The 24,907-nt window shown below is 53.3% G+C and carries 20 protein-coding genes; 11 read left to right on the top strand and 9 right to left on the bottom strand.

Annotated elements, in window-relative coordinates; all coding sequences use genetic code 11:
• Positions 1–90 precede the first annotated feature (90 nt).
• Both J1781_RS17715 and ftsP read left to right on the top strand, forming a co-directional pair.
• Positions 91–828, top strand: coding sequence for a 1-acylglycerol-3-phosphate O-acyltransferase (locus J1781_RS17715; RefSeq protein ID WP_129954525.1), 738 nt, complete (start codon positions 91–93; stop codon positions 826–828).
• Between the two features lie 135 nt (positions 829–963).
• Entirely contained in the window at positions 964–2,379 is a 1,416-nt protein-coding gene (gene ftsP / locus J1781_RS17720; protein ID WP_129954527.1) for a cell division protein FtsP, read from the top strand.
• 66 nt (positions 2,380–2,445) lie between these two features.
• On the opposite strand, the gene dkgA is transcribed toward ftsP, so the two are convergent.
• Positions 2,446–3,270, bottom strand: a complete 825-nt coding sequence (gene dkgA / locus J1781_RS17725; protein ID WP_217233964.1) for a 2,5-didehydrogluconate reductase DkgA — start codon at positions 3,268–3,270, stop codon at positions 2,446–2,448.
• Positions 3,271–3,396: 126 nt separating this feature from the next.
• The gene (gene ahr / locus J1781_RS17730) at positions 3,397–4,437 is read right to left on the bottom strand and encodes an NADPH-dependent aldehyde reductase Ahr (RefSeq protein ID WP_217221041.1); all 1,041 of its coding nucleotides are present in this window, start codon (positions 4,435–4,437) and stop codon (positions 3,397–3,399) included.
• A 306-nt stretch (positions 4,438–4,743) separates the two neighbouring features.
• Between ahr and J1781_RS17735 the strand changes: the two genes are divergently transcribed.
• Entirely contained in the window at positions 4,744–5,679 is a 936-nt protein-coding gene (locus J1781_RS17735) for an AraC family transcriptional regulator (RefSeq protein ID WP_129954632.1), read from the top strand.
• 9 nt (positions 5,680–5,688) lie between these two features.
• On the opposite strand, the gene J1781_RS17740 is transcribed toward J1781_RS17735, so the two are convergent.
• The 5 genes from J1781_RS17740 to J1781_RS17760 form a co-directional block, all read right to left on the bottom strand.
• Positions 5,689–6,348 (bottom strand): DedA family protein, encoded by a 660-nt coding sequence (locus J1781_RS17740; protein ID WP_129954533.1) that lies wholly within the window; start codon positions 6,346–6,348, stop codon positions 5,689–5,691.
• Between the two features lie 213 nt (positions 6,349–6,561).
• The gene (gene metC / locus J1781_RS17745; RefSeq protein ID WP_217221040.1) at positions 6,562–7,755 is read right to left on the bottom strand and encodes a cystathionine beta-lyase; all 1,194 of its coding nucleotides are present in this window, start codon (positions 7,753–7,755) and stop codon (positions 6,562–6,564) included.
• Between the two features lie 177 nt (positions 7,756–7,932).
• Positions 7,933–9,225 (bottom strand): TRAP transporter large permease, encoded by a 1,293-nt coding sequence (locus J1781_RS17750; RefSeq protein WP_217233965.1) that lies wholly within the window; start codon positions 9,223–9,225, stop codon positions 7,933–7,935.
• Positions 9,226–9,237: 12 nt separating this feature from the next.
• Entirely contained in the window at positions 9,238–9,750 is a 513-nt protein-coding gene (locus tag J1781_RS17755; RefSeq protein WP_129954539.1) for a TRAP transporter small permease, read from the bottom strand.
• A gap of 56 nt (positions 9,751–9,806) precedes the next feature.
• The gene (locus J1781_RS17760; protein WP_217138239.1) at positions 9,807–10,784 is read right to left on the bottom strand and encodes a TRAP transporter substrate-binding protein; all 978 of its coding nucleotides are present in this window, start codon (positions 10,782–10,784) and stop codon (positions 9,807–9,809) included.
• A 519-nt stretch (positions 10,785–11,303) separates the two neighbouring features.
• On the opposite strand from J1781_RS17760, the gene exbB reads away from it, so the two are divergent.
• Both exbB and exbD read left to right on the top strand, forming a co-directional pair.
• Complete coding sequence (exbB, locus tag J1781_RS17765) at positions 11,304–12,230, top strand: tol-pal system-associated acyl-CoA thioesterase (RefSeq protein WP_235174233.1); 927 nt, start codon at positions 11,304–11,306, stop codon at positions 12,228–12,230.
• A gap of 9 nt (positions 12,231–12,239) precedes the next feature.
• Entirely contained in the window at positions 12,240–12,674 is a 435-nt protein-coding gene (gene exbD, locus J1781_RS17770; RefSeq protein ID WP_217221039.1) for a TonB system transport protein ExbD, read from the top strand.
• A gap of 71 nt (positions 12,675–12,745) precedes the next feature.
• On the opposite strand, the gene garD is transcribed toward exbD, so the two are convergent.
• The gene (gene garD / locus J1781_RS17775) at positions 12,746–14,317 is read right to left on the bottom strand and encodes a galactarate dehydratase (protein WP_217233966.1); all 1,572 of its coding nucleotides are present in this window, start codon (positions 14,315–14,317) and stop codon (positions 12,746–12,748) included.
• 550 nt (positions 14,318–14,867) lie between these two features.
• On the opposite strand from garD, the gene J1781_RS17780 reads away from it, so the two are divergent.
• From J1781_RS17780 to J1781_RS17800, 5 genes are all read left to right on the top strand, one after another.
• Positions 14,868–16,214 carry an MFS transporter gene (locus tag J1781_RS17780; RefSeq protein ID WP_217233967.1) on the top strand — a complete coding sequence of 449 codons (1,347 nt, stop codon included), beginning with the start codon at positions 14,868–14,870 and terminating at the stop codon, positions 16,212–16,214.
• A 62-nt stretch (positions 16,215–16,276) separates the two neighbouring features.
• Complete coding sequence (gene garL / locus J1781_RS17785) at positions 16,277–17,047, top strand: 2-dehydro-3-deoxyglucarate aldolase (RefSeq protein ID WP_129954551.1); 771 nt, start codon at positions 16,277–16,279, stop codon at positions 17,045–17,047.
• Positions 17,048–17,057: 10 nt separating this feature from the next.
• Complete coding sequence (gene garR, locus J1781_RS17790; RefSeq protein ID WP_255466764.1) at positions 17,058–17,969, top strand: 2-hydroxy-3-oxopropionate reductase; 912 nt, start codon at positions 17,058–17,060, stop codon at positions 17,967–17,969.
• 118 nt (positions 17,970–18,087) lie between these two features.
• Positions 18,088–19,227 (top strand): glycerate kinase, encoded by a 1,140-nt coding sequence (locus J1781_RS17795; RefSeq protein WP_129954555.1) that lies wholly within the window; start codon positions 18,088–18,090, stop codon positions 19,225–19,227.
• Positions 19,228–19,344: 117 nt separating this feature from the next.
• Positions 19,345–20,652, top strand: coding sequence for an amino acid deaminase (locus tag J1781_RS17800; RefSeq protein ID WP_217233968.1), 1,308 nt, complete (start codon positions 19,345–19,347; stop codon positions 20,650–20,652).
• Between the two features lie 65 nt (positions 20,653–20,717).
• On the opposite strand, the gene barA is transcribed toward J1781_RS17800, so the two are convergent.
• Positions 20,718–23,468, bottom strand: coding sequence for a two-component sensor histidine kinase BarA (barA, locus tag J1781_RS17805; RefSeq protein ID WP_217221037.1), 2,751 nt, complete (start codon positions 23,466–23,468; stop codon positions 20,718–20,720).
• Between the two features lie 63 nt (positions 23,469–23,531).
• On the opposite strand from barA, the gene rlmD reads away from it, so the two are divergent.
• Positions 23,532–24,902, top strand: a complete 1,371-nt coding sequence (rlmD, locus tag J1781_RS17810) for a 23S rRNA (uracil(1939)-C(5))-methyltransferase RlmD (protein WP_217233969.1) — start codon at positions 23,532–23,534, stop codon at positions 24,900–24,902.
• Positions 24,903–24,907 lie beyond the last annotated feature (5 nt).

Below are 24,907 nucleotides of genomic sequence, written 5' to 3' on the forward strand. Positions count from 1 at the left end.
GTTGAATGAGGCTTGAGAATAGTTCACCGCACAGGGAGCGAAACTGCACAGGTTTCTTACCGGCTTCGGCTGTAGTTTTAAGAGGATGTTATGTTATTTATTTTGCGTCTGATTATCGTGGTAGTTTACTCGATTCTGGTCTCTGTCTTTGGTTGCATCTACTGCCTTTTCAGCCCGCGTAATCCGAAACATGTGGCGACATTTGGTAAGTTGTTTGGCCGTCTCGCCCCGGTATTAGGCCTGCGTGTTGAAAAACGTATTCCGGCAGATGCCGTGAATAATGGCAACTGTATTTATATTGCCAACCATCAAAACAATTACGATATGGTGACGGCATCATCGGTCGTCATGCCTGGCACCGTTACCGTGGGCAAAAAAAGCCTGGCCTGGATCCCGTTCTTTGGTCAGTTGTACTGGCTTACCGGTAATCTGCTGATTGACCGTGATAACCGCGCCAAAGCGCACGGCACCATTGCGCAGGTCGTGAGTCAGATTAAGAAAAAGAACCTGTCGATCTGGATGTTCCCGGAAGGTACCCGCAGCCGTGGACGCGGTCTGATGCCGTTCAAAACCGGCGCATTCCACGCGGCGATAGCGGCCGGTGTGCCCATAGTGCCGATTTGTGTATCGAACACCAGCAATAAGGTGAAGCTAAACCGCTGGTCTAACGGGCTGGTGATTGTCGAAATTCTGCCACCGATCGACACCAGCGGTTACACCAAAGATCGTTTGCGTGAATTGTCCGAACATTGCCGTCAGATCATGGCGGATAAAATCGCCGAGCTGGATGCTGAAGTTGCGCAGCGTGAAGCCGCCGCAAAAAAATAATACTACCTATAAATCCGCAAAATATTCCGGGCAGTCAACGGATCTGTCATGTGAATTACGATGCGGATTATTCCCGCTGCCATTGATGGCGGCGGCGTTCAATACAGTTTATGTTTTTGTTTTCATGGAGAAGATATGTCACTCAGTCGTCGCTCGTTCCTGCAGGCCTCCGGCGTAGCTCTTGCCGCAGGTGCTCTGCCTTTAAAAGCAGAAGCGAGTGGTTCGCAACCGGCATTACCTGTTCCCCCGCTGCTTGAATCGCGCCGTGGGCAACCGCTGTTTCTGACGTTGCAGGCAGCGCACTGGTCATTCCTTGGCGGCGCAAAGGCACCGGTCTGGGGCATTAATGGAATGTACCTCGGTCCGACAGTTAAAGTGCACAGCGGCGATGACGTTAAACTCATTTACAGCAACCGTCTGGCCGAACCGGTTTCCATGACCGTGAGCGGTTTGCTTGAGCCTGGAACCTTAACCGGTGGCGCAGCGCGTCTGATGCAACCGGGTGTCGACTGGTCACCGGTGTTGCCAATCCGTCAGGCTGCCGCGACCTGCTGGTATCATGCTAATACGCCTGACCGTATGGCGCCGCATGTTTACAACGGTCTGGCGGGCATGTGGATTGTCGAGGATGAAGTCAGTAAGAACCTGCCATTACCGAATCATTACGGTGTAGATGATTTCCCGCTGATTATTCAGGACAAGCGTCTGGATGGTTTCGGCGTACCGCAATATGATACGCCGGCATCAGGCGGATTCTTCGGTGACACCATGCTGGTAAACGGTGTGCAAAGTCCTTATGTCGAGGTTTCGCGGGGCTGGGTGCGTTTGCGCTTGCTGAATGCATCCAATGCCCGTCGTTACGAACTGAGCATGACTGACAACCGTGCGTTTCACGTCGTGGCTTCTGATCTGGGTTTCCTGCCTGCGCCAATGACCGTTAAACGTTTGTCGCTCGGGCCGGGAGAACGCCGCGAAGTGCTGGTGGATATGTCGCAGGGCGAGGATGTCTCGATTACTGCCGGTGAAGCCGCGGGGATGATGGACCGATTACGTGGCCTGTTTGAGCCCTCGAGCATTCTGGTGTCAACTATTGTTCTGACGCTGAAACCCACAGGTCTGTTGCCTCTGGTGACAGATAATCTGCCGATGCGTTTGCTGGCCGATCAGATCCTTTCCGGTAACGTTGTCCGTACCCGGGATTTGCGTCTCGGTGACAGTGAACCGGGGATCAACGGCGCGATGTGGGATATCAACCGTATCGATCTGACCGCGCAGCAGGGGACATGGGAACGCTGGACTGTTCATGCGGATATGCCGCAGACCTTCCATGCAGAAGGTGTGTCTTTCCTGGTGAAAAGCGTCAACGGTGCTGCTCCGCTGGTTGAAGATGCCGGTTTCAAAGACACGGTCTGGGTGGATGGCGATGTCGAACTGCTGGTGTATTTCAACCAGCCTTCGTACGATCATTTTCCGTTTGTTTACCGCAGCGGCGCGCTGGAACTGGCTGACCGCGGCTCAGCGGGAAATATGCTGGTTCAGCCATCGGTGTAACCCTGTTTTGTCTAATAAAAAACCCGCCGTGGCGGGTTTTTAGTTTTAAAGCATGAAAGGAACGATTTACAGCCCTTTTTCCGGATCCGGCCCCAGACGGTGTGCTTTATCCAGTTTGGTCACTTCCGCCAGTTCCTCCTTCTCCAGTTTAAAATCAAACACGTCGAAGTTTTCACGGATACGTTTTGGCGTCACCGATTTCGGAATAACAATCAGCCCGTTATCCAGATGCCAGCGGATGACTATCTGCGCGGGGGTTTTGCCGTATTTTTCCGCCAGTTTCTGGATCAGGGGCTGATCGAATACGCCTTCGCCACCCTGCGCCAGCGGGCTCCAGGACTCAGTAGCGATGGTGTGGGTGGCATTCCAGGCGTGCAACTGGCGCTGTTGCATCAGCGGGTGTAACTCAATCTGATTGACCACAGGGAAAATACCGGTTTCGTCTTTCAGCTTCTGTAAGTGTTGCAGCGGGAAATTACACACGCCGACACTTTTTGCTAACCCTTGTTCTTTCAGTTTCAGCAGGGCTTTCCAGGCATCGACGTAATGACCCTGTGCCGGTTGTGGCCAGTGGATCAGGTACAAATTGACATAATCGGTTTTCAGCTTTTTAAGGCTGGTTTCCAGCGCCTGTGGCGCGTTTAGCTGATCGTCATTCCACAGTTTGGTGGTGATAAACAGCTCTTCACGCGGAACAAGGTTAGCGGCAATCGCTTCGCCGACGCCTTCCTCATTTTTGTAAATGGCGGCGGTGTCAATGTGGCGATAGCCGGTTTCAATCGCCGTTTTCACCGCGCTGGTGGCTTCCTGATTACTGGCTTTCCATACGCCAAGTCCTAACTGAGGCATCAGGTTGCCATCGTGAAGTTTGATGATGGGTTGCGTTGCCATGAGTTTCTCCTTTCAGGGCAGAGTGCCGGCCGGAATGCGCGGGCACCGTGTAGGGATTGCCGTTAAGTCTAGTTAACGAAACGGCATCTTGCTGAGCAGGCTAGCTATTTTATGTGAAAAAAATGCCTAAGCATGCATATCCAGTACCACGCGGTAGCGCGCTTTCCCTTCATGCAGATGTTCGATGGCATCATTAATTTTACTCAGCGGGAAGTGCTCAACCTGCGGCGTGATTTCATGACGGGCGCAGAACGCCAGCATGTCGGCAAGACGGGAAGGAGAACCGGTCGGTGAACCGGAGATTTCTGCCTGTTTGCTGATAAGCGCCATGACATGCAGCGGAACAGCTTCCGGCACCACGCCCACAAAATGCAGACGGCCTTTCGGTGCCAGCGCGCCGATAATGGCGTCCCAGTCCAGCGAAGCATTGGCAGTCACCATAATAAAGTCCAGCTGACCGGCGATTTTCTTCAGTTCTCCGCTGTCACGGGTGGCGATAACGCGGTGCGCACCGAGTGACAATGCTTCATCACGTTTGGCCAGTGATGACGTAAACGCGGTGACTTCGCAGCCCCACGCATTCAGGAAGCGTAGCGCCATGTGGCCTAAACCGCCGATACCAATCACGCCGACGCGGTGAGTAGGCAGTACGCCAAATTGCAGCAGCGGGTTGAAGACGGTAATACCTCCACAGAACAACGGACCGGCGCTGGTGATATCCACGCCTTCCGGCAGCGGGATCGCCCACGCCCAGTGGCTGCGGATGCGGTCAGCAAAGCCGCCGTGATGGCCGATGATGGTGGCTTCCACGTCATGACAAAGGTGCTGATCGCCGGACATGCAAGGGTGGCAATGCATACAACTGCCACGGTTCCAGCCCACGCCGACAATCTGGCCGACTTTCAGCCCTTTGTTTTGCGCATGGTTACCTATTTTGACGATTTTGCCGACCACTTCATGGCCCGGTACGAATGGATACTGCGTGATTCCCCAGTCGTTGTTGAGCATCGACAAATCCGAATGGCAAACACCGCAGTAATCAATGGCGACTTCAATTTCTTCATCGCCAATCGGGCCGGCATCGAACGGGAAAGCTTCAAGTGGCTGATTCGGGCCTGCAGCGGCCCAGGCGTTAAAGGTATTCTCAGCAGCGGTAGGTGCAGACATAATATCCTCCGAAGTCTCGGGTTAGATGAATAGTGAATTGAAATAAGAAGTTATCAGAAAAAAGAGCCGGTGACCGAAGGTCGCTCACAATCAGCGAATGAAAAGTGCGTTCATACAGACTAGCAGTTCATCGCATTTATGCAGGGGTATCCCGCTGTGGAAGGCGACATTAACTGTAAGAGAAAATTGGCGGCAGCAAGATGCCCATTTCTGCCGGAGTCTTGCCTGATTCTGCTTGTCTCTGTAGGAAATTAGGGGGTTATGGCAGAATCACTGCCAGTTTATTGAATATGGGGAAGCAGAAGGATGGAAAACGTGAACAGTCTGTGCGCCCGCATGGCAGCCAGAGTTGCGCAACTCAGCGGTGATAAAAACCTGACGCCGTCGGCAGTACCGCAGGTAACGCTGATGTACACCACGCGTTACCATCCGCGCCAGCCGGTTCTCTATAATCCCGGTATCGTGATCCTTTTTCAGGGGCGGAAAGTCGGATATCTGGGCAAGAAAACCTTTTCTTACGACCCGCACAATTATCTGATGCTGACCGTACCGCTGCCTTTCGAATGTGAAACCTTCAGCAGTCCCGGGGAGCCGCTGGCCGGTATTCAGATCAGTATTGATAACCTGATGTTGCAGGATTTACTGATGGATATGGGCGACGAAAGCGTGGTGCGTCAGAAAGAGCCTTCCACCGGTATCAATTCCGGCGTACTGGATGGCGATATTTTATGTGCCACAGAGCGACTGCTGGATGTAATGGATAAGCCGTTGCATGCCCGCATTCTCGGGCCAAAGATTATTCGCGAGATCCTGTTCTTTATTCTGACCAGTGAGAATGGCGGGGCGTTACAGGCGCTGGTTAACCGCCACACACATTTCAGCCAGATAGCCAAATCCCTACGCCGGATAGAAGCGCAGTACGCCGATAATCTGAGTGTGGAAGCGCTGGCCAGCGAAGTGAACATGAGTGTTTCTGCGTTTCACCATAACTTCAAAGCCGTGACCAGCACCTCGCCGTTGCAGTACCTGAAAACCTATCGTTTGCACCGGGCGCGGACGCTGATGATTTTTGATGGCGTGAAAGCCAGCGTAGCGGCATTACAGGTCGGGTATGAAAGCGCCTCACAATTCAGTCGTGAATTTAAGCGTTACTTTGGCGTCACGCCGAGTGATGAGATGGCGCGTCTGCGTGAAGGGAGTTCCGGAGTGCTGGCGTTAGCGGATGTGGCGTTTAAAGCCTGAGCAGTACGCTCAGGCACGACATTTGCGTTTCTTCCATACCACCACCAGCCCGCCAACCAGCCCCATCACCAGCAACAGAAGCGGTAAAATCATCAATCCCGCCATGACCTGATCTTCATGGCGTTTGACCAGCGGAATGTGGCTCAGCGCGAACCCGAGAGTGATCACCACACCGACCCACAGAATGGCGCTCAGCCAGTTAAAGAACTGGAAGCGGGCATTGTTCAGTCCTGAGATGCCCGCCATGGTAGGCAGCAGGGTGCGGACAAACGCCAGAAAACGGCCAACCAGCAGTGCCATCAGCCCGTGTTGAGTAAACATATGATGTGCGCGCTGATGATAGTGCGCAGGAAGTTGCAGCAGCCAGCCTTTCACCAGGCGGGTATGACCGAGCCAGCGGCCCTGAATATAGCTCAGCCAGCAGCCCAGACTGGCAGCGGTGACCAGAATAATCAGGGTCGGCACGAAGCTCATGACACCTTTGGCAATCAGCGCGCCGGTCAGCAGCAGCAGGCTGTCACCGGGCAGGAAAGAGGCGGGAAGCAGCCCGTTTTCAAGAAAAAGCGTGGCGAACAGAACAGCGTAAATCACCCAGAGAAGTTTCGGGTCGGCGAGCATACTGAAATCATGCTGCCAGAGCGCATGAAAAATGTCGCAAATAACGGCCATATTCTGTCCTGTTTCTGTTCATTAAAAACTGTCGCTTACCAGTGTATCGCGATTTACGCCAGAAGACGTTGATCTGAGGCTCCTGGGAAAAAGACAGAATGCCCCGGCAGAGGTGACCGGGACTCCTGAGAGCTTACAGATTATTCTCATTTTGCGAACGAAAATACGTCAGACACCTTACCGATCTGCGCGGTGTGTCGCAATCTCTGCGGATCAGGATGTCGCAATCCGTTCAAAGGCTGTTGAAAGATCGGCGATCAGGTCGTCACAATTTTCCAGCCCGATATGCAACCGTACCAGCGTACCGGTGAAATCGACGGTTTCTGCCGGGCGTATCGCCTGGATTTCTTCCGGCTGATTGGCTAAAACCAACGATTCAAACCCACCCCAGGAATAGGCCATACTGAAATGCTCGAAGTGATCGAGATAATCGGAAAGTTGCTGTTTGCTCAGGCGCTGTTTCAGTACAAAAGAGAACAGGCCACAGCTGCCGGTGAAATCACGTTTCCAGAATTCATGGCCTTTGCTGCCGGGTAATGCGGGATGATTAACTACCGCCACTTCGGGCCGTTCTGCCAGCCATTGCGCAATGCGGATACTGCTTTCTGCATGTTGTTTAAGCCGCACACTCAGGGTGCGCAAACCGCGACTCGCGACGTAAGCGGTATCAGCATCCGCCATCTGCCCCATCAGATACGACTGCTCCCGCAGTTGATCCCAGCAGCGTGCGTTCGATACAGCGGTGCCGATCATGGCATCAGAATGACCGACGATATATTTGGTGCCTGCCTGAATTGAAATATCGATATCGAATTCCAGCGCTTTAAACAAAATACCTGCCGCCCAGGTATTGTCGATCATGATGACAACCTCCGGGTTCACTGCCCGCACGGCTTTCACCATTGCCGGAATATCGGGGACTTCCAGGGTGATTGAGCCTGGTGATTCCAGAAATACTACTTTAGTGTCGGGCTGCATCAGCGAACCTAACCCCGCGCCGATATTGGCTGGAAAATAGGTCGTGGATACGCCAAGTTTTTTCAGTACTTTTTCACAGAAATCCTGGGTGGGTTCGTAAGCCGAACCCGCAACCAGAATGTGGTCGCCGCTGCTGACAAATGAAAGCACCGCGTTACTGACTGCCGCTGCGCCACACGGATACAGCGCACAACCCTCGCCCCCTTCCAGTTCCACCATCGCTTCCTGGAAGGAGAAATGCGTCAGGGTGCCCCGGCGTCCGTAAAACAACTCGCCATTGGCGCGGTTAGCAGTGGCATGTTTTTTATCCGCCACGGTTTCAAACACCAGTGATGAGGCGCGTTGTATCACGGTATTCACTGAACCCTGCGTAAATTTCTTGTTCCGTCCGGCGCTGACCAGTGTGGTTTCAATTTTTTTTGACGACATAATCCGTATTTCACCCTGTTTTGTTGCGCGGTGTGCTCTGGCATCCGCGGATATGCAATTAACTTAACATGATGAATTTATGGGGTCAGGCTTTTGGCAGATGGATGAGAAAATTTCAGCCAACTGTGCAAAAAAAAGCCCGTCATGACGACGGGCAAGGGAGAAACCGGTTTGGCATCAGCCGGTATAGACGCCAAACAGTTTGGGCAGGAACAGAGAAATAGTGGGGATGTACGTCACCAGCATCAGCACCATAAACAGCATGCAATAGAACGGCATCATGGCTTTGACGACATGCTCAATGCTTTGCTTGCTCACCGCGCTGGCGACAAACAATACCGAGCCGACCGGCGGGGTGATCAGGCCAATGCCCAGGTTCACCAGCATGATCATGCCAAAATGCACCGGGTCGATGCCGAGCGATAACACCACAGGTAACAGCACCGGCGTCAGGATCAGAATGATCGGTGCCATGTCCATCAGCGTGCCGATCACCAGCAGCATGATATTGATCCACATGAGGATCACGTACTTGTTGTCGGAGATCGAAGTGAAGAATTCGGTGATGCGCATCGGCAACTGCATGTAGGTCATCACTGCGCCAAAGCTGGCGGCAAACCCGATCAGAATCATCACGATGCTGACGGTTTTGACCGTGCGGTACATCAGTTTCGGCAGCTCGCTCCACTTGTAATCGCGGTAGATAAACATGGTGACGAAGAATGACCACAGACAGGCAATCGCCGCAGATTCTGTTGCGGTAAATACTCCGCTGAGAATACCGCCCATGATGATGACTACGGTCATCAGCCCCCACAGCGTGTCGATAAAAATCTTCAGCGCCTGGCGGAACGGCACACGTTCGCCTTTCGGATAGCCGCGCTTGTGCGCGAACATTACGCACATCACCATCAGCGTCAGGCTGAGCAGTAAACCGGGCAGAATACCGGCAATGAACAGCGCGGCAATCGACACCGTACCGCCGGTCGCCAGCGAGTAAATCACCGAGTTATGGCTGGGTGGCGTCAGGATCGCCTGTACCGAGCCGCTGGCAGTGACGGCCGCCGCAAAGTCACGCGGATAGCCCTTTTTTTCCATTTCCGGGATCATCACCGATCCGATCGAGGCAGTATCGGCCACTGAGGAACCAGAGATCGCACCGAAAAATGTCGAGGCCACGATATTCACCAGCGACAGCCCGCCGCGGATAAACCCGACAAAGATGTAGGCAAAACTGACCAGCCTGCGGGCGATCCCTCCCTCGGCCATGATCGCGCCCGCCAGAATGAAAAACGGGATCGCCAGCAGGGAAAATTTGTTCACGCCGTTGGTGAGCTGGATCATCAGGGCTTCAAACGGCAGGTCAATCCACCAGGCACCGACCAGTGCGCTCAGACCGACGGCGTAGGCGACCGGCACGCCAATCGCCAGCATTACCGCCAGCGTTAACAACAAGATTATCGCGTCCATAACAGGCTCCGGTCAGGCGTCAGAGTTGCCCAGTATCACTACAGGCCGCTGATGTTGCGGGCCGGCAATGATCTGCTCAATGATGAATAACAGCGTCAGCGCAGAACCGAGAGGCAGAGGCAGATAGGTTTGCCCGGCAGTCAGCAACGGAAATTCCGCCACCGGCTGCTGCCAGAGTTCGCTGCATAATTGCAGGCTGTACCAGAAAATAAATACGCTGATCGCCAGCATCATCAGATCAGAAAGCAATGCGGCAAATTTTTTCAGCACGGGCGGCAGCCGGTCAGTGACCATGGCGACGACAATGTGCGAACCGGCACGGTAACTGACGGCGGCACCAATAAACGTGAAGGTCACCATGCACATAATCGCGATCGGTTCCGGCCACGACAGGGCGTTGTTCATGACGTAGCGGGCAAAGATCCCAATGGGGATCACCGCCACCATCAGCAGCAAAGCGATACCCGCCAGCCACATCGCGCAGCGGTAAAGAATGTCCATCAGGGTGTGATAACTCGAAACCATAAATCCCCCGGTGAATGATCAGAAAGAGGCAGTCCGCAGACTGCCAGTGTCAGGGTTTACTTCACGTCAGCGATTTGCTGCATCAGCTCCTGATGATCTTTACCGAATTCATCGCGCACGGATTGTGTGGCTTTGACGTAGGTTGCAGGGTCAATTTCATAGAATTTCACGCCGCCTGCTTTCATGGTGGCGAGGGCTTTCTCGTTATAGGTTTTCCACAGTTCGCGTTGTTCATCCTGCGCCTCTTTTGCCAGTTTGAGGATTAACTGCTGGTCTTCCGGTTTCAGCTTGTCCCATTTCACTTTTGAATACAGGAACAGTTCAGGGATGATGAAATGGCGGCTGTAGGTGTAGTTTTTCACAACCGGCAGGTAATTATGGGCGACAAAAGTGGGCGGGTTGTTTTCAGTGCCGTCGATGACGCCGGTCTGCATACCGCTGAACACTTCACTGACACCCATCGCCACCGGATTTGCGCCCATCGCTTTCAGCGTTGCCAGTGCAATAGGGCTGCCCTGTACGCGGATTTTCATGCCATGCAAATCTTCCGGTTTCACCACCGGCTGTTTGGTGATCAGGTTACGTGTTCCGCCATCCATCCATCCAAGAAAGACCAGCCGTGAATTCGGGTTGTTAGTGATCTTATCGCCGATCTCTTTACCGATCTGACCGTCGAGTACTTTATGCATATGATTTTCGTCGCGGAAAATGTAGGGCAGGGTGAAAACATTAATTTCCGGCAAAATCGAGGCAACCGGTGTCATCGACACACGGATAATATCCAGCGCACCAAGCTGTGCCTGTTCAATTTCCTGCTTTTCATCACCCAGTACGCCACCCGGGAACGTTTTAATCTCGAGGCGTCCGTCCGTTTGCTTTTGCAGTTTTTCGCCCATGTGCTGGACAGCGACTACGTTGGGATAGCCTTGCGGATGTACATCAGCGGCTTTGAGCGTTTGTGCTGCCACGCCATGGGTAAATAAGAGGGTCGCGGAACTCAGGCAAAGGCTGAGAAGTGCTTTTTGCATTTTCATCAGTTTGTCTCCAGGGTACTCAGTAAGGGAAAGATAAATGAGAGCAAGCGTCGAACACGGTGTACCCGGGGGTGCAACCTGTCCATGTTAAAAATGACTAAATAAGCTTATAAATTAAAAGGATACATAGGGTGCCGGTGTGTGGTCTTCCCCAGTAGAAGCACATTACCTTATTTTTTATTGCGCGGTATTTGAGCGTTATCACAAACTTATAACAAATATAAAAAGCCGTTGCTTAATATTTAAAACATTGTTTTGACTTGGTAATAAGCGTCAGATGATTGATTAATGGTGTAATTCTTCCGGGAAATGTGACGGAGATTAAATTGTTCATCCTTTGTGCAAAAAGGAAAAACCTTGTGATCAGTCAATGACACGCAGGTCGCCAGGCGGGATAATGTAAATAATAATGAGAACGACTATCAATTAGGTGTTTTTTTTTGATATCATCCGACTTATTCATTCTTTCTACATACTGATTCTGGCTGGAGGCGACGCGTGAAAACGGCTCGCAATAAGATGAAAGAGGCGACCTCATTACTGATGTCGTTAATGTTGGTTGCTGGCCTGAGTGGCAACGCGATGGCGGCACCGGCGACGCCGGCTGGACAAGCCGTCAGTTCTGCTGCAACTCAACCTGCAACGGCGGATACCCCAGCACCGGCAACCCGTGACGCAACGGCGGCTCCGGTGATGCAACCCGCACCAACGGATACCGCACCTGTCATTCCAACCGATTTGTCTGTTATGGGCATGTACCATCATGCTGATGTGGTGGTGAAAACCGTCATGATCGGTCTGTTGCTGGCTTCTGTGGTCACCTGGGCGTTGTTATTCAGCAAGGGGGCAGACGTTTTCACCGGCAAACGCCGTATGCGCCGTGAATTTGACGCGTTGTCTTCTGTTCGTACACTGGATGAAGCTGCCGAGCAGGCTGAAAGTTTTGCCGCCAGCAGCATCAGCGCGCAGATGATCCGTGATGCCCAAAACGAGCTTGAACTCTCTGCAGGATCAACTGACAACAACGGTATTAAGGAGCGGACGGGTTTCCGCCTTGAGCGCCGCGTCAGCGCTGCCGGCCGCCACATGGGCCGTGGCAATGGTATTCTGGCGACCATCGGGGCAATCTCTCCGTTCGTCGGCCTGTTCGGTACTGTATGGGGCATCATGAACAGTTTCATCGGTATCGCACAGACGCAGACCACCAATCTGGCGGTCGTGGCACCGGGTATTGCCGAAGCCTTACTGGCGACGGCTGTGGGCCTGATTGCGGCCATCCCTGCGGTGGTGATCTACAATATTTTCGCCCGTACTATCACCTCTTATCGTCATCAGGTCGGCGATGTGGCGGCGCAGATAATCCTGTTACAGGGCCGTGATTTGGATCTGGCTGCCAGCAAAAGCAATACGCCACGCGGTCAGACAGGTCAGTTACGTGTAGGGTAAGAACAGATTATGGCTATTCGGTTAAACGATGATATCGACGAAAGTGGTGAAATGCATGACATCAACGTCACGCCTTTTATCGACGTCATGCTGGTATTGCTGATCATTTTCATGGTGGCAGCGCCGCTGGCTACCGTAGATGTGCGGGTAGATTTACCGGCTTCGACGGCAAAACAACAGCCGCGTCCGGAGAAACCGATTTTCCTGTCGGTAAAAGCTGATAAGCAACTGTTTCTCGGTGATATACCGGTCAACAGCAGTAATCTGACCGCCATGCTGGATGAGCGTACTCAGGGCAATAAACAGAGTACGATTTTCTTCCGTGCGGATAAGAGTGTGGATTACGAAACGCTGATGAGCGTGATGGATAACCTGCGTAAAGCCGGTTATCTGAAAGTCGGGCTGGTCGGTGCAGAACAAGCCGGTGCCGCAGCGGCGCAGTAGGTTTTTCTTCAGTGCAGAAACATCAAAAGGCCAGCATTTGCTGGCCTTTGGTTTATCGGAGGATCGGTGACTCAGGTCACGGGGGCGGGGTTAAACACCGCCAGTGCATTGTGGATGCCCCAGGTATCTGACCAGGTTTTCTTGCGCCCGCTGGCGATGTCCAGAATGAAATGGAACAGTTCCCAGCCCACATCCTCAATAGTGGCATCACCCGTTGCGATTGTCCCGGCGTTGATGTCCATCAGGTCATGCCAGCGGTTTGCCAGTGTGGTGCGTGTGGCCATTTTAATCACAGGCACGGCGAGCAGACCGTATGGCGTACCGCGTCCGGTAGTGAATACCTGAACGGTAATACCCGAAGCCAACTGCTGGGTTCCGCAGACAAAATCACTGGCAGGTGTGGCGGCGTAAATCAGGCCTTTTTTGGTCGGACGCTGTCCGGGTGACAACACTTCAGAAATCGCACTGGTACCGGATTTAGCAATGGAGCCCAGCGCTTTTTCAACCACATTAGCCAGCCCCCCTTTTTTGTTGCCAGGAGACGGATTAGCGCTGCGGTCAGTCTGGCCCATCGACAAATAATTATCGTACCAGGCCATTTCTTCCAGCAGACGCTTACCCACGTCGACGTCCGCAGCGCGAGGCGTCAGCAAATGGATGGCGTCGCGTACTTCTGTCACTTCCGAGAACATCACCGTTGCGCCGCAGCGCACCAGAAGGTCTGATGCATAACCTACTGCCGGGTTGGCAGTTACGCCTGAGAAAGCATCACTGCCGCCACACTGCGTGCCCACCACCAGATCTGAAGCCGGGCAGGTTTCGCGCTGACGGCGGTTCAGGCGTTCCAGATGAAATTGTGCGACGGTCAGGATATCGTCCACCATCGACTGGAAACCGACATGCTGTTCATCCTGCAAACGGACGATATGCGTGTCGTCGAGGGAAATCGCCTGCACGTCCGGGGTACCTTCCAGCAGGCGCTCGGGTTGCAGCTTTTCACAGCCCAGACCGACCACCATCACTTCGCCGCCAAAGTTCGGGTTCAGCGCCAGATTGTGGATAGTGCGGATCGGCACTATCGCCGCAGGCGCATTAATCGCCACACCGCAGCCGTAAAGATGGTTCAACGCCACGACACCGTCGACATTGGGGAATTTAGGCAGTAAATCACGCTCAATGATTTTCACCACGTAGTCTACGACGCCCGCCACGCAGTGCACACTGGTCGTGATCCCCAGCAGGTTTTTGGTGCCGACGCTGCCGTCGGCATTACGGTAACCTTCAAAGGTATAACCTTCCAGCGGTGGCAGTTCCGGCGGTACACGGGTGGCCAGCGGCAGGCTGTCAAGTTCAGGCGCGACCGGTAATTCTACCAGTGATTCGTCGATCCATCCGCCCTGCGCAATATCCCGTACTGCATAACCAATGATTTCTCCGTAACGGATAATATCGCCGCCTTTGGCAATCGGCTCTAGTGCCACTTTATGGCCTTGCGGAATATGCTCAATTAATTCCAGACCATTAGCAAATCGGGTGCCGGCCTTTAAGCCGTTGTCATTCACAATAATTGCTACGTTATCGCTTTCATGAACTTTAATAAAAAGCGCTTCGGTAGCGTGTTCTTTATCTTTATTACGTGACATAACTGTCTCCGCGTTTATTAAACATCCCGGAATAATATATCCCGGTTAATTCTCTGAAGTTGACGCTCAATAAGACTCTTGTAAACATACTCGGGTAATACAGGATATGGAATCCATTATAAGGCAGTCTTCAGGGAACCTCATTGTGCAACTGACCAGCTTTTTGCCTGTTGGATGTCATTCTGTGTTGCAGGTGACAGAATCAATGTGATGCTAATCACCCTTTTGTTGGCGCGGTTATCGCCTTTGCACAATCTGTGAGTCTCCTCCCACACCGATGTGTGTATGCAAAAGAATAGTCACAATCAGCGGGGGTATTCTTGGGCGAATGCACAATGTTATTTTGGAACCTCTTTTTTATACTGTATTGGCCCTCTGAAGGTGATGTTGAAAGTAATACAGGTAAATGTCAGGCGATCATAAATAAAACGTTTGTTGCCTGTTTCGAATGAAGAAACTGTACGGCGAATAACCACAGGTGAATGCAAAACGTTATTTCGATAACGGTAATTTCCCTGAAATTTTTCGCATTATGATAATGAGGGTCACCATGAACATTGAATCTCAGTCCAGGACAGTCGTGCAAAGTAAGGTACGTACGCACATACGTTACTATATTTTGCTGATTATCTTTTTAATCACGGCGGTCAATTACGCTGACCGCGCAACGCTTTCTATCGCGGGTACTGAGGTCGCGCGTGAGCTGGGTCTGGATGCTGCCGACATGGGACAAATCTTTGCAGCATTCGGCTGGGCTTACCTGATTATGCAATTACCCGGCGGCTGGCTGCTGGACAGATTTGGCTCCAAAAGAGTGTATACCTACAGTTTGTTCTTCTGGTCGCTGTTCACCCTGTTGCAGGGGTTTGTGGGCTGGTTTCCGCTGGCTTACGGTGCACTGACACTGTTCATGCTGCGCTTCATGCTCGGCTTTTCAGAAGCGCCGTCTTTTCCGGCAAATGCCCGTATCGTGGCAGCCTGGTTTCCGACCACTGAACGCGGCACGGCTTCCGCAATTTTTAACTCCGCCCAGTATTTCTCCCTGGCACTGTTCTCACCGTTGCTGGGCTGGCTGACCTACGCCTGGGGCTGGGAACATGTTTTCATCGTCATGGGTGTGATTGGTTTTGTGCTGACACTGGTGTGGATCACATTCATTCACAACCCGCCGGAACATCCGCATATTTCTAAAAGCGAGCTGGAGTATCTGAAAGACGGCGGTGCGGTGGTGGACATCGACCACAAGAAAACCGGCAGCGCGCAAAGTGGTCCGAAATGGAGTTACGTCCGTCAGATGCTGAGCAGCCGCATGATGCTCGGGATCTTCTTCGGTCAGTACTTCATTAACAGCATTACGTGGTTCTTCCTGACCTGGTTCCCGATTTATCTGGTTCAGGAAAAGGGTATGTCTATTCTTAAAGTCGGGATGATTGCCGCCATCCCTGCGCTGTGTGGTTTTGCGGGCGGTGTGCTGGGTGGTGTGTTCTCGGATTTTCTGATCAGACGTGGTTACTCGCTGACCGTGGCCCGTAAAATTCCTATCGTACTGGGCATGTTATTAGCCACCAGCATCATCTTGTGCAATTACACCGACAATAATGCGCTGGTCGTTACCCTGATGGCGCTGGCCTTCTTCGGTAAAGGCTTCGGGGCGCTCGGCTGGCCGGTGATTGCCGATACCGCACCGAAAGAAGTCATCGGCTTGTGCGGCGGCATTTTCAACGTATTCGGTAATGTCGCCTCTATCGTGACGCCGCTGGTGATCGGCTACATCGTGAAAGGTCTGCACTCTTTCAATATGGCATTAATTTTTGTGGGCTGTTCAGCACTGATGGCAATGCTTTGCTATCTGCTGGTGGTCGGCGATATCAAACGGCTGGAACTTAAGAAACAGTAAATTGTGATGCGGGGCATTCCGGATATCCGGCTCTGCCCCTTTGATGAGGTCAGATATCAGATATGAGTAATCAAATGATTCCAAATCAGTTTCGTCAGGATTTGTTGCAAGGGAAAACCCTGATTGGATGTTGGTCAGCATTATCCAGCCCGATTTCAACCGAGGTGCTGGGTGTGGCGGGTTTTGACTGGCTGTTGCTTGATGGTGAGCATGCACCCAACGATGTCGGTACTTTTGTGCCGCAGCTGATGGCGCTGAAAGGCAGCCGCAGCGCACCGGTGGTCCGTCCGCAATTTAATGATCCGGTGGTGATTAAACGCCTGCTGGACATCGGTTTTTATAATTTTCTGATCCCGTTTGTAGAAACACAGGAACAGGCAGAACTGGCCGTAGCATCAACCCGTTATCCGCCCGCCGGGATCCGTGGCGTTTCCGTTTCACACCGCAGCAATATGTTCGGCACCGTGCCGGATTACTTCACCCGCATCAATGACAACATTGCGGTGATGGTGCAAATCGAAAGCCAGCAAGGCGTCGACAATCTGGATGCCATTGCTGCTGTTGATGGCATCGACGGCATTTTCGTCGGCCCGAGTGATCTGGCCGCCGGCATGGGACATCTTGGCAACGCCGGGCACCCGGACGTGCAGGCCGCTATCCGTCACATTTTTGCGCGTGCAAAAGCGCATGGCAAACCCAGCGGTATTCTGGCTCCGGTTGAAGCCGATGCCCGCCGTTATCTGGAATGGGGCGCGACCTTTGTGGCGGTCGGCAGTGATTTAGGCGTTTTCCGCGCAGGTACACAGGCGCTGTGCGATCGCTTCACCCAGTGATCTGCTCTCAATACATCATTATAAAGAGGATACCCGAATGAAAATTGGCTTTATCGGTTTAGGCATCATGGGCAAGCCTATGAGCAAAAATCTGCTGAAAGCAGGTTATGAGCTGGTCGTCATGGACCGCAATCTGGATAACGTAAGTGAAATCGTAAAACTCGGCGCAACTGCCGCCGACACGCCAAAAGCGGTTGCCGCCGTTTCCGATGTGATTATCACCATGTTGCCAAACTCACCGCAGGTGAGGGAAGTGGCGCTGGGTGAAAACGGTCTGATTGAGGGTGTGCGTCCGGGTAGCATTCTCATCGACATGAGTTCAATCGCCCCGCTGGCAAGCCGTGAAATCAGTGAAGCACTGGCCGCCAAACACATCGCGATGCTGGATGCTCCGGTCTCAGGCGGAGAACCTAAAGCCATCGACGGTACGCTGTCCGTAATGGTCGGCGGCGACAAAGCGGTGTTCGATAAATGCTATGAAATCATGAAGTCTATGGCCGGTTCCGTTGTGCATACCGGGGATATCGGTGCGGGCAACGTGACCAAACTGGCGAACCAGGTGATCGTGGCGCTGAACATTGCTGCGATGTCAGAAGCGCTGGTGCTGGCAACCAAAGCGGGCGTCGATCCGGATCTGGTTTTCCAGGCTATCCGTGGTGGTCTGGCGGGCAGTACCGTGCTGGAAGCGAAAGCGCCGATGGTGATGGATCGCAACTTCAAACCGGGCTTCCGTATTGATTTACACATCAAAGACTTAGCAAACGCACTTGATACCTCCCACAGCGTCGGCGCACAACTGCCTCTGACCTCGCTGGTCATGGAAATGATGCAGGCTCTGAAAGCGGATGGTCACGGGCAATCTGACCATAGCGCCATTGCGCGCTATTATGAAACCTTAGCGAAGGTTGAAGTTACCCGTTAGTCTGCGGCGGACGCGCGGCGCTAATGAACACGGTGGCGCGCGACCCTTCAGGCAGGATGCAAAACTGACAGGGCGCTTTCCCACATCGGCGCACGCAGTTTATGAAGGTAATGACTTTATGAAAATAGTGATCGCACCGGATTCATACAAAGAAAGTTTGTCAGCTTTGGATGTGGCAAAAGCCATTGAGAGCGGGTTCCGTGAAATTTTTCCCGACGCGGAGTACGTCAAGTTACCGGTTGCCGATGGCGGCGAAGGCACGGTGGAAGCGATGGTTGCAGCCACCGGCGGACGGGTGGTGAAGGTGAATGTGACCGGACCACTGGGCACGCCGCTGGAAGCATTCTTCGGGCTTTCAGGTGATGAGAAAATCGCTTTCATCGAGATGGCGGCGGCCAGCGGGCTGGAAAGTGTTCCCCCTGCGCAACGCAATCCGCTGAAAACCACGTCGTACGGCACAGGTGAACTGATCCATTCTGCCCTTGGCCACGGCGTAAAACACTGCATTATCGGGATTGGCGGCAGCGCCACTAACGATGGCGGAGCAGGCATGATGCAGGCACTGGGCGCGAAGCTGCTGACCAAAGAGGGCAAGCCGATTGGCCAGGGCGGCGGCGAGCTGGAAAAACTGCATCGCATTGATATCAGCGGGCTGGATCCGAGAATTAAAACATGCCGCTTCGAAGTGGCCTGTGACGTCACGAATCCGCTGACCGGTAAGGATGGCGCTTCTGCCATCTTCGGGCCGCAAAAAGGCGCGACACCGGAGATGATCCAACAGCTTGACGGCTATCTGCACCATTACGCCCGGGTGATCAAACAAGATCTGGGTATTGACGTTGAGTATGTTCCCGGAGCCGGTGCGGCCGGAGGCATGGGTGCTGCACTTTACGGGTTCTGTCATGCTGAGCTGCGCCAGGGTATTGAGATTGTTACCGACGCGCTGGGGCTGGATGAACTGGTGAAAGACGCCACGCTGGTGATCACCGGCGAAGGGCGGATTGACAGCCAGAGCATCAACGGCAAAGTGCCGATCGGTGTGGCGCGGGTGGCTAAACGTTACAATAAACCGGTGATTGGCATCGCCGGCAGTCTGACAAAAGATGTTGATATTGTTTATGACCATGGGCTGGATGCTGTTTTCAGCGTGCTCTACAGCATTTGTACGCTTGATGATGCCCTGAAAAACGCCGCAGACAACCTGCGTAAATCTGCACGAAATATTGCCGCGACGGTTAAGCTATCGCAAAAGCTTTAACCGACAGCTGTCAGGATAAAAAACCGGTGTTCAGGCTCCGCCTGCGCCGGTTTTTGTATTTTATTTGCAGCAGTTTTACGTTAGGTTTTAAAGACATTCGCCAATGAGAAAACACGTATGTCAGAGACTGATTTTTCACAGCAGCCGGTTAATACACACACGAAAGGTCTGGGGCCGTTGCGCGCCGGTGCACGTATGGGCGATATCCGTGAACAGGGCTGGAATATCCTGCGTGAAGATGTCAGCCTGCCGGTGGCCGTACTGCTCGAAGAACGAATCGAACACAACCTTGCCTGGATGCGTGAGTTTATCCAGCGCTATCAGTTGAAACTGGCACCTCATGGCAAAACGACCATGAGCCCTGAACTGTATCAGATGCAGCTGGAATTCGGCGCTTGGGGTATCACGCTGGCGACACCTCCCCAGGTCAGCGCGGCGTTTGCTCACGGCGTGCGTAAAATCATTATGGCGAATCAGCTGGTGGGGAAAGGCAACATGGCGATAATCGCCGGTCTGATGTGTGCAGACACTGCCTTTGATTTTACCTGTATTGTGGATTCGGCCGAAAATGCCGACGCGCTCGGGCATTACTTCTCCAGCAGGCAATTGAAACTGCGGGTGATGTTTGAATACGGTATCGCGGGCGGGCGTACCGGTATCCGGACAGAACAGCAGGAAGCCGACGTGCTGGCGGCGGTAAAACGCTGGCCGCAATCGCTGGCGCTGGTGGGCGTCGAGCTTTATGAAGGCGTGAGCAATGATGAAGCGGTGATCCGCGGCTTCCTGCGTCACGTGATGGCGCGCACCGAAGCGCTGGCAAAGGCCGGAGAATTTGCCGAGCCACGGGTTATTTTAACCGGCGCAGGTTCTGCCTGGTTTGATGTGGTGGCGGAGGAACTGACACGAAAAGAAACGCATCTGGATGCTGAAAAACGCTATACGCTGGATATTATTCTTCGCTCAGGCTGTTATGTGACGCACGATGTTGGCGCGTATCAGGCCGCGCTGGAACGCATGCAAACCAGCAATCCTGTCGCGCGTGAAATGAACAGCAGCTTACAGCCGGCGTTGCAGGTCTGGGCGGCCGTGCAGTCTTTGCCGGAACCGGGCAGGGCGATTATCGCGCTCGGCAAACGTGATGCCGGTTATGACGCCGGATACCCGAAAGCCGCCGGACATTTTCGTCCGCGCAGTGCCACGCAGGCAGGATACACCACGGTAGTGCCGGCACCTGACGACTGGAAAGTGTTCGCGATGATGGATCAGCATGCGTTTATGTCGATCCCGGAAGGGGCAGATTTGAAAGTCGGCGATATGCTGGTGTTTGATATCTGCCATCCGTGCCTGACTTTTGACAAATGGCGTCATCTGCTGCTGGTGAACGAACAGTGGGATGTCACGGGCGCGGTAACGACCTGGTTCTGAGGAACATCATCTGACAGTCTGTAAAAACGCCCGGGCCGGGCGTTAATCTTGTTACTGTCGTATTGCTACCGGGGTAAATAGGCCACTGCCGCACGCTTGACGTTGTCAATTTCATCAAGCAATTCAAACCATTCCGGTTCGAGTATTTCCACGCTGACACCCTGACGCAGCTGTTGTTCAATGTAGAAACACAGTTGCTTAAGGCGCGGCACACCGCTGTAGCTGCAACTGCCATGAAGCTTATGGATCAGCGCCAGAATATCGTTGTCCGGTTCGCCGCGGGTGACAGCTTCCACCCGTTCTGCCACCTGGGGCAGGAATTCCACCAACATTTGCAACAAATCCTGAGCCAGCGCAACTTTATTGGCTGACTGACTCAGCGCCAGTTGCCAGTCGAGCGTGCTGATCGGCGCGAGTGACTCGCTGGCCTGTAACGGTGAATCCAGTTGTGTCTGATGCTGATGGTGGCGTGACAGGACATTTTTCAGCATGCTTTCATCAATGGGTTTAGACAGATAATCGTCCATGCCCAGTTTCAGTAACTGTTCACGTTCGCCGCTCAGCGAGTGCGCAGTGACTGCCACGACCGGTGTGTTGGTATGTCTTGCCATCTGGTGGATGATTTCGCTGGCACGGATGCCGTCGATATCCGGCATCTGAATATCCATCAGAATAATGTCGAGATCGGTATGACGGGCAACCTCGATGGCTTCTTCACCACTGTGGCAAAGCACGGTGGTTTCCACCAGTTCTTCCAGCAAGGCGCCAATCAGTTTAAGGTTTGCCGGATTGTCATCCACCGCCATGGCGGTCAGCGGCAGGCGCGAGGTCTTGTCTTCATCATTGCCGATCACCCTGACGGAAGGCTGCTGTTGGTGCAGCAACAACGGCAGCAGGCGGATGCTCGACATCGGTTTAATCAGACAGGCCTGAACGCCACGTCTTTTCAATTCTTCGGCATTCACCTGGAACTGACTCGGCAACGCCAGCAGAAGATGCTGTGTCATGCCCAGCACTTTCTGTAATTTACCGTCGTAGTCTGCGGGAACCTGATCCTGTTTGACCGGAATGCTGCACAACATGATGTCATACCACGGATCAGGGAGCGCAGTCAGCGTGGTGCGATGCGTAACGTCCAGGGGGGTGGCCTGCAGGATTTCCATCGTGGCTTTCGCCGCCGCCGGGTTGGCTTCAACATAGGCCAGACGTTTGCCTTCAAGATGACTCATGGAGACCGGCGTGATATGACGGTTTTCATTCAGCTCAAGTGTCACGTGGAACCAGAAGGTCGAACCGCGGTTTATCTGGCTATAGAAACTGATGTCTCCGCCCATTTCTTTCACCAGACGCTGGGTGATCACCAGCCCTAATCCGGTGCCGCCATGCCGGCGCGAAATGCTGGCATCTGCCTGACGGAAAGCCTGGAACAGTTGTGACTGCTGACGTTCGGAAATCCCGATGCCGGTGTCGTGGATTTGCACTTCCAGTTCCACCTGCAAATTGTTCTGCGAACGCAGTTCGACATTAATGTCGATGTTGCCGGTTTCGGTAAATTTAATGGCATTTCCCAGCAAGTTAGTCACAACTTGCTGCATGCGCATCGGATCGCCCAGCACGTTTTCCGGCACGTTGTTGTGGACGTTCAGCGTCAGTTCCAGACCTTTATCATGCGCGGTATGCGCCAGCAAAATAACCACTTCATCGAGCATTTCACGCAGCGAGAACGGAATATGTTCCAGCACCAGTTTGCCGGCTTCCAGCTTGGAGAAATCCAGCACGTCATTAATGATGGTTAGCAGATGATTCGCGGAACGCTCAATGGTTTGCAGATAGTCTGCCTGTGTTGGCGAAAGCGGTGTTTTCAGTGTCTGGCGGGTAAAACCGATCACGCCATTAAGCGGTGTACGCAACTCGTGGGACATGTTCGCCAGGAATTCAGATTTGATACGCGCCGCTTCCTGTGCGCGTTTCTTCGCCAGATCCAACTCGACGTTCTGTATTTCCATCTGCTCCAGCGTTTCGCGCAGGTCTGACGTAGCCTGATCGATATTCTGTTGTACTTCTTCATGATAGGCCGTCAGTGACATCGCCATCGAGTTAATGCCGTTTTTCAGCATACTCAGTTCGCCCGGCATGTTGCCTTCCACGCGGCTGTCGAGTTGCCCGCGGCGGATACGGTCAACGGTATTCACCATATTACGGATCGGCCCTGTCACGTCGCGCATCAGGCGGTAAGCGAACAGCGTGGCGATACCCAGACACAGCAACAACAGCATGGTGGAAACGAACGCTTCCTGATATTGCGCCAGTTTTACCGAACGTAAATCCAGTTCAATAGCAATGTAACCCAGACGATTGTCCGGCGAGGCGCTGAACGTCTCATCATCGGCTTCTGTATGATTTTCGGCCTGAATAGGCGTGCGCAGGATCAGTACATCGCCTGAGCGGGTTTTCGTCAGCTCACGGGGAATGTCTTCGACGCGTTTTACCTGCAACGGACTGCCGTCATGCTGGCTGGTCGAACTGGCAAACAGCTTGTTCTCACCATCAAACACGCTGATGCTGCGCACAATATCAGAGTGATTGCGGTGCAGACGGCTGATCAGCCGTTTGACCGGTTCGCGTTCCCGGAACGTCATGCCATATTCGCTTGCGACTGCCAGAGGCTCGATAATGCTGGCTCCGGCTTCTGTCAGCTGGTTTTGCAACTCGTTGTAGCGGTGCACCACGAAGAAGGTGCTGAGCAGCAAACCGATCATTAAGGTCGGTGCCAGGATCAGGATCATCATCCGTGCGCGAAGGCTATATTTGGTCATGAGGTTCCAATGTGGGAGAATTAGCTAAAGTAAGCTTAATAAACCAGCGTGTAATCGACAATAATGGCTCAATTCTACTCTCCGAACCGTCGTGTGACGACCCGGCAAACGATAACTGTGACCGCTACCGACCTTGATGCTTTCGGACAAGGTGTGGCGCGCCACAATGGCAAAGCCGTATTTGTCAGTGGCTTACTGCCCGGTGAACAGGCAGACGTCACTTTAACAGAAGATAAAAGTAAGTACGCCAAAGGTAAGCTGAAGCGTTTGCTGACCACCAGCGATGATCGGGTAAAACCGGTGTGTCCGCACTATGCTACCTGTGGCGGATGTCAGCAACAGCATGCCAGCGAAGCGCTGCAACAGCGCAGTAAATCGGCGGCGTTATTACGTCTGATTTCACGGGAAACCGGTATTGAGGCACAACCGCAACCGGTGATTGCGGGCCCGCAATACGGTTATCGCCGCCGTGCGCGTCTCGGATTGCAAATCGCGGGCGTTAAGCCCGGGCGTAAAGCGGGTCCGGCAAATGGCACGCTGATAATGGGGTTTCGTCAGGAAGGCTCAAACGATCTGGTGGCGGTGACCCGTTGTCCGGTGCTGCGGCCTGAACTGGAGCAACTGCTGGTACCGGTGCAGGCATGTTTGTCGTCATTATCGGCGGCGAAGCGTCTCGGACATCTGGAAATGGTGCTGGCGGATAACGGCCCGCTGCTGATGCTGCGTCATCTTGATCCGCTCAGTGAGGCCGATCGCGCGCGCCTGACGACGTTTGCGGTGCAACATCAGTTAACGATTTTTCTGGCCCCTGACAGTGAGAGGCTGGAGCTTTTGTGCGGGGAGACACCTTATTATCAGATTGAGGGTCTGGATCTGAAATTTGGCCCGCGCGATTTTATTCAGGTAAATGACGCCGTTAACCAGCAAATGGTGGCGCAGGCCCTGGCGTGGCTGGAACTGACGCCGGAAGATCGCGTGCTGGATTTGTTCTGCGGGATGGGGAATTTCACCCTTCCGCTGGCAAAAAGAGCTAAGCAGGTTGTCGGCGTCGAAGGTGTTGCTACACTGGTGGCGAATGGGCAAGATAATGCCCGGAATAATGGATTACTTAATGCGTCCTTCTTTCATGAGAATCTGGAAGATGATGTCAGTAAACAACCCTGGGCGGCACAAGGTTTCAATAAAATCTTGCTGGATCCTGCCCGTGGTGGCGCTGCTGGCGTCATGACGCATATCGTTAAGCTTGCCCCGGCGCGTGTGGTGTATGTGTCATGCAATCCCACAACATTGGCGCGGGACAGTAAAATTTTGTTGGAGGCGGGTTATCGCTTGGCTCAGGTGCGTATGCTGGATATGTTCCCGCACACCGGGCATCTTGAATCGATGGCTCTGTTTATCAACCCGTCTGACACAGGTGTTGTGTCAGAAACGTAGGGAGA

Source organism: Rahnella perminowiae, from assembly GCF_019049695.1.
Lineage (GTDB): Bacteria > Pseudomonadota > Gammaproteobacteria > Enterobacterales > Enterobacteriaceae > Rahnella > Rahnella perminowiae.

Excerpts from the sequence above, each read along its gene's own strand:
- exbB (WP_235174233.1), top strand. The coding sequence starts at position 11,304 with ATGAAAGAGGCGACCTCATTACTGATGTCGTTAATGTTGGTTGCTGGC.
- J1781_RS17750 (WP_217233965.1), bottom strand. The coding sequence starts at position 9,225 with ATGGACGCGATAATCTTGTTGTTAACGCTGGCGGTAATGCTGGCGATT.
- J1781_RS17715 (WP_129954525.1), top strand. The coding sequence starts at position 91 with ATGTTATTTATTTTGCGTCTGATTATCGTGGTAGTTTACTCGATTCTG.
- dkgA (WP_217233964.1), bottom strand. The coding sequence starts at position 3,270 with ATGGCAACGCAACCCATCATCAAACTTCACGATGGCAACCTGATGCCT.
- J1781_RS17755 (WP_129954539.1), bottom strand. The coding sequence starts at position 9,750 with ATGGTTTCGAGTTATCACACCCTGATGGACATTCTTTACCGCTGCGCG.
- garL (WP_129954551.1), top strand. The coding sequence starts at position 16,277 with ATGAGTAATCAAATGATTCCAAATCAGTTTCGTCAGGATTTGTTGCAA.
- rlmD (WP_217233969.1), top strand. The coding sequence starts at position 23,532 with ATGGCTCAATTCTACTCTCCGAACCGTCGTGTGACGACCCGGCAAACG.
- ahr (WP_217221041.1), bottom strand. The coding sequence starts at position 4,437 with ATGTCTGCACCTACCGCTGCTGAGAATACCTTTAACGCCTGGGCCGCT.
- ftsP (WP_129954527.1), top strand. The coding sequence starts at position 964 with ATGTCACTCAGTCGTCGCTCGTTCCTGCAGGCCTCCGGCGTAGCTCTT.
- J1781_RS17780 (WP_217233967.1), top strand. The coding sequence starts at position 14,868 with ATGAACATTGAATCTCAGTCCAGGACAGTCGTGCAAAGTAAGGTACGT.
- J1781_RS17795 (WP_129954555.1), top strand. The coding sequence starts at position 18,088 with ATGAAAATAGTGATCGCACCGGATTCATACAAAGAAAGTTTGTCAGCT.
- J1781_RS17740 (WP_129954533.1), bottom strand. The coding sequence starts at position 6,348 with ATGGCCGTTATTTGCGACATTTTTCATGCGCTCTGGCAGCATGATTTC.
- barA (WP_217221037.1), bottom strand. The coding sequence starts at position 23,468 with ATGACCAAATATAGCCTTCGCGCACGGATGATGATCCTGATCCTGGCA.
- J1781_RS17800 (WP_217233968.1), top strand. The coding sequence starts at position 19,345 with ATGTCAGAGACTGATTTTTCACAGCAGCCGGTTAATACACACACGAAA.
- J1781_RS17735 (WP_129954632.1), top strand. The coding sequence starts at position 4,744 with ATGGAAAACGTGAACAGTCTGTGCGCCCGCATGGCAGCCAGAGTTGCG.
- garD (WP_217233966.1), bottom strand. The coding sequence starts at position 14,317 with ATGTCACGTAATAAAGATAAAGAACACGCTACCGAAGCGCTTTTTATT.
- metC (WP_217221040.1), bottom strand. The coding sequence starts at position 7,755 with ATGTCGTCAAAAAAAATTGAAACCACACTGGTCAGCGCCGGACGGAAC.
- exbD (WP_217221039.1), top strand. The coding sequence starts at position 12,240 with ATGGCTATTCGGTTAAACGATGATATCGACGAAAGTGGTGAAATGCAT.
- J1781_RS17760 (WP_217138239.1), bottom strand. The coding sequence starts at position 10,784 with ATGAAAATGCAAAAAGCACTTCTCAGCCTTTGCCTGAGTTCCGCGACC.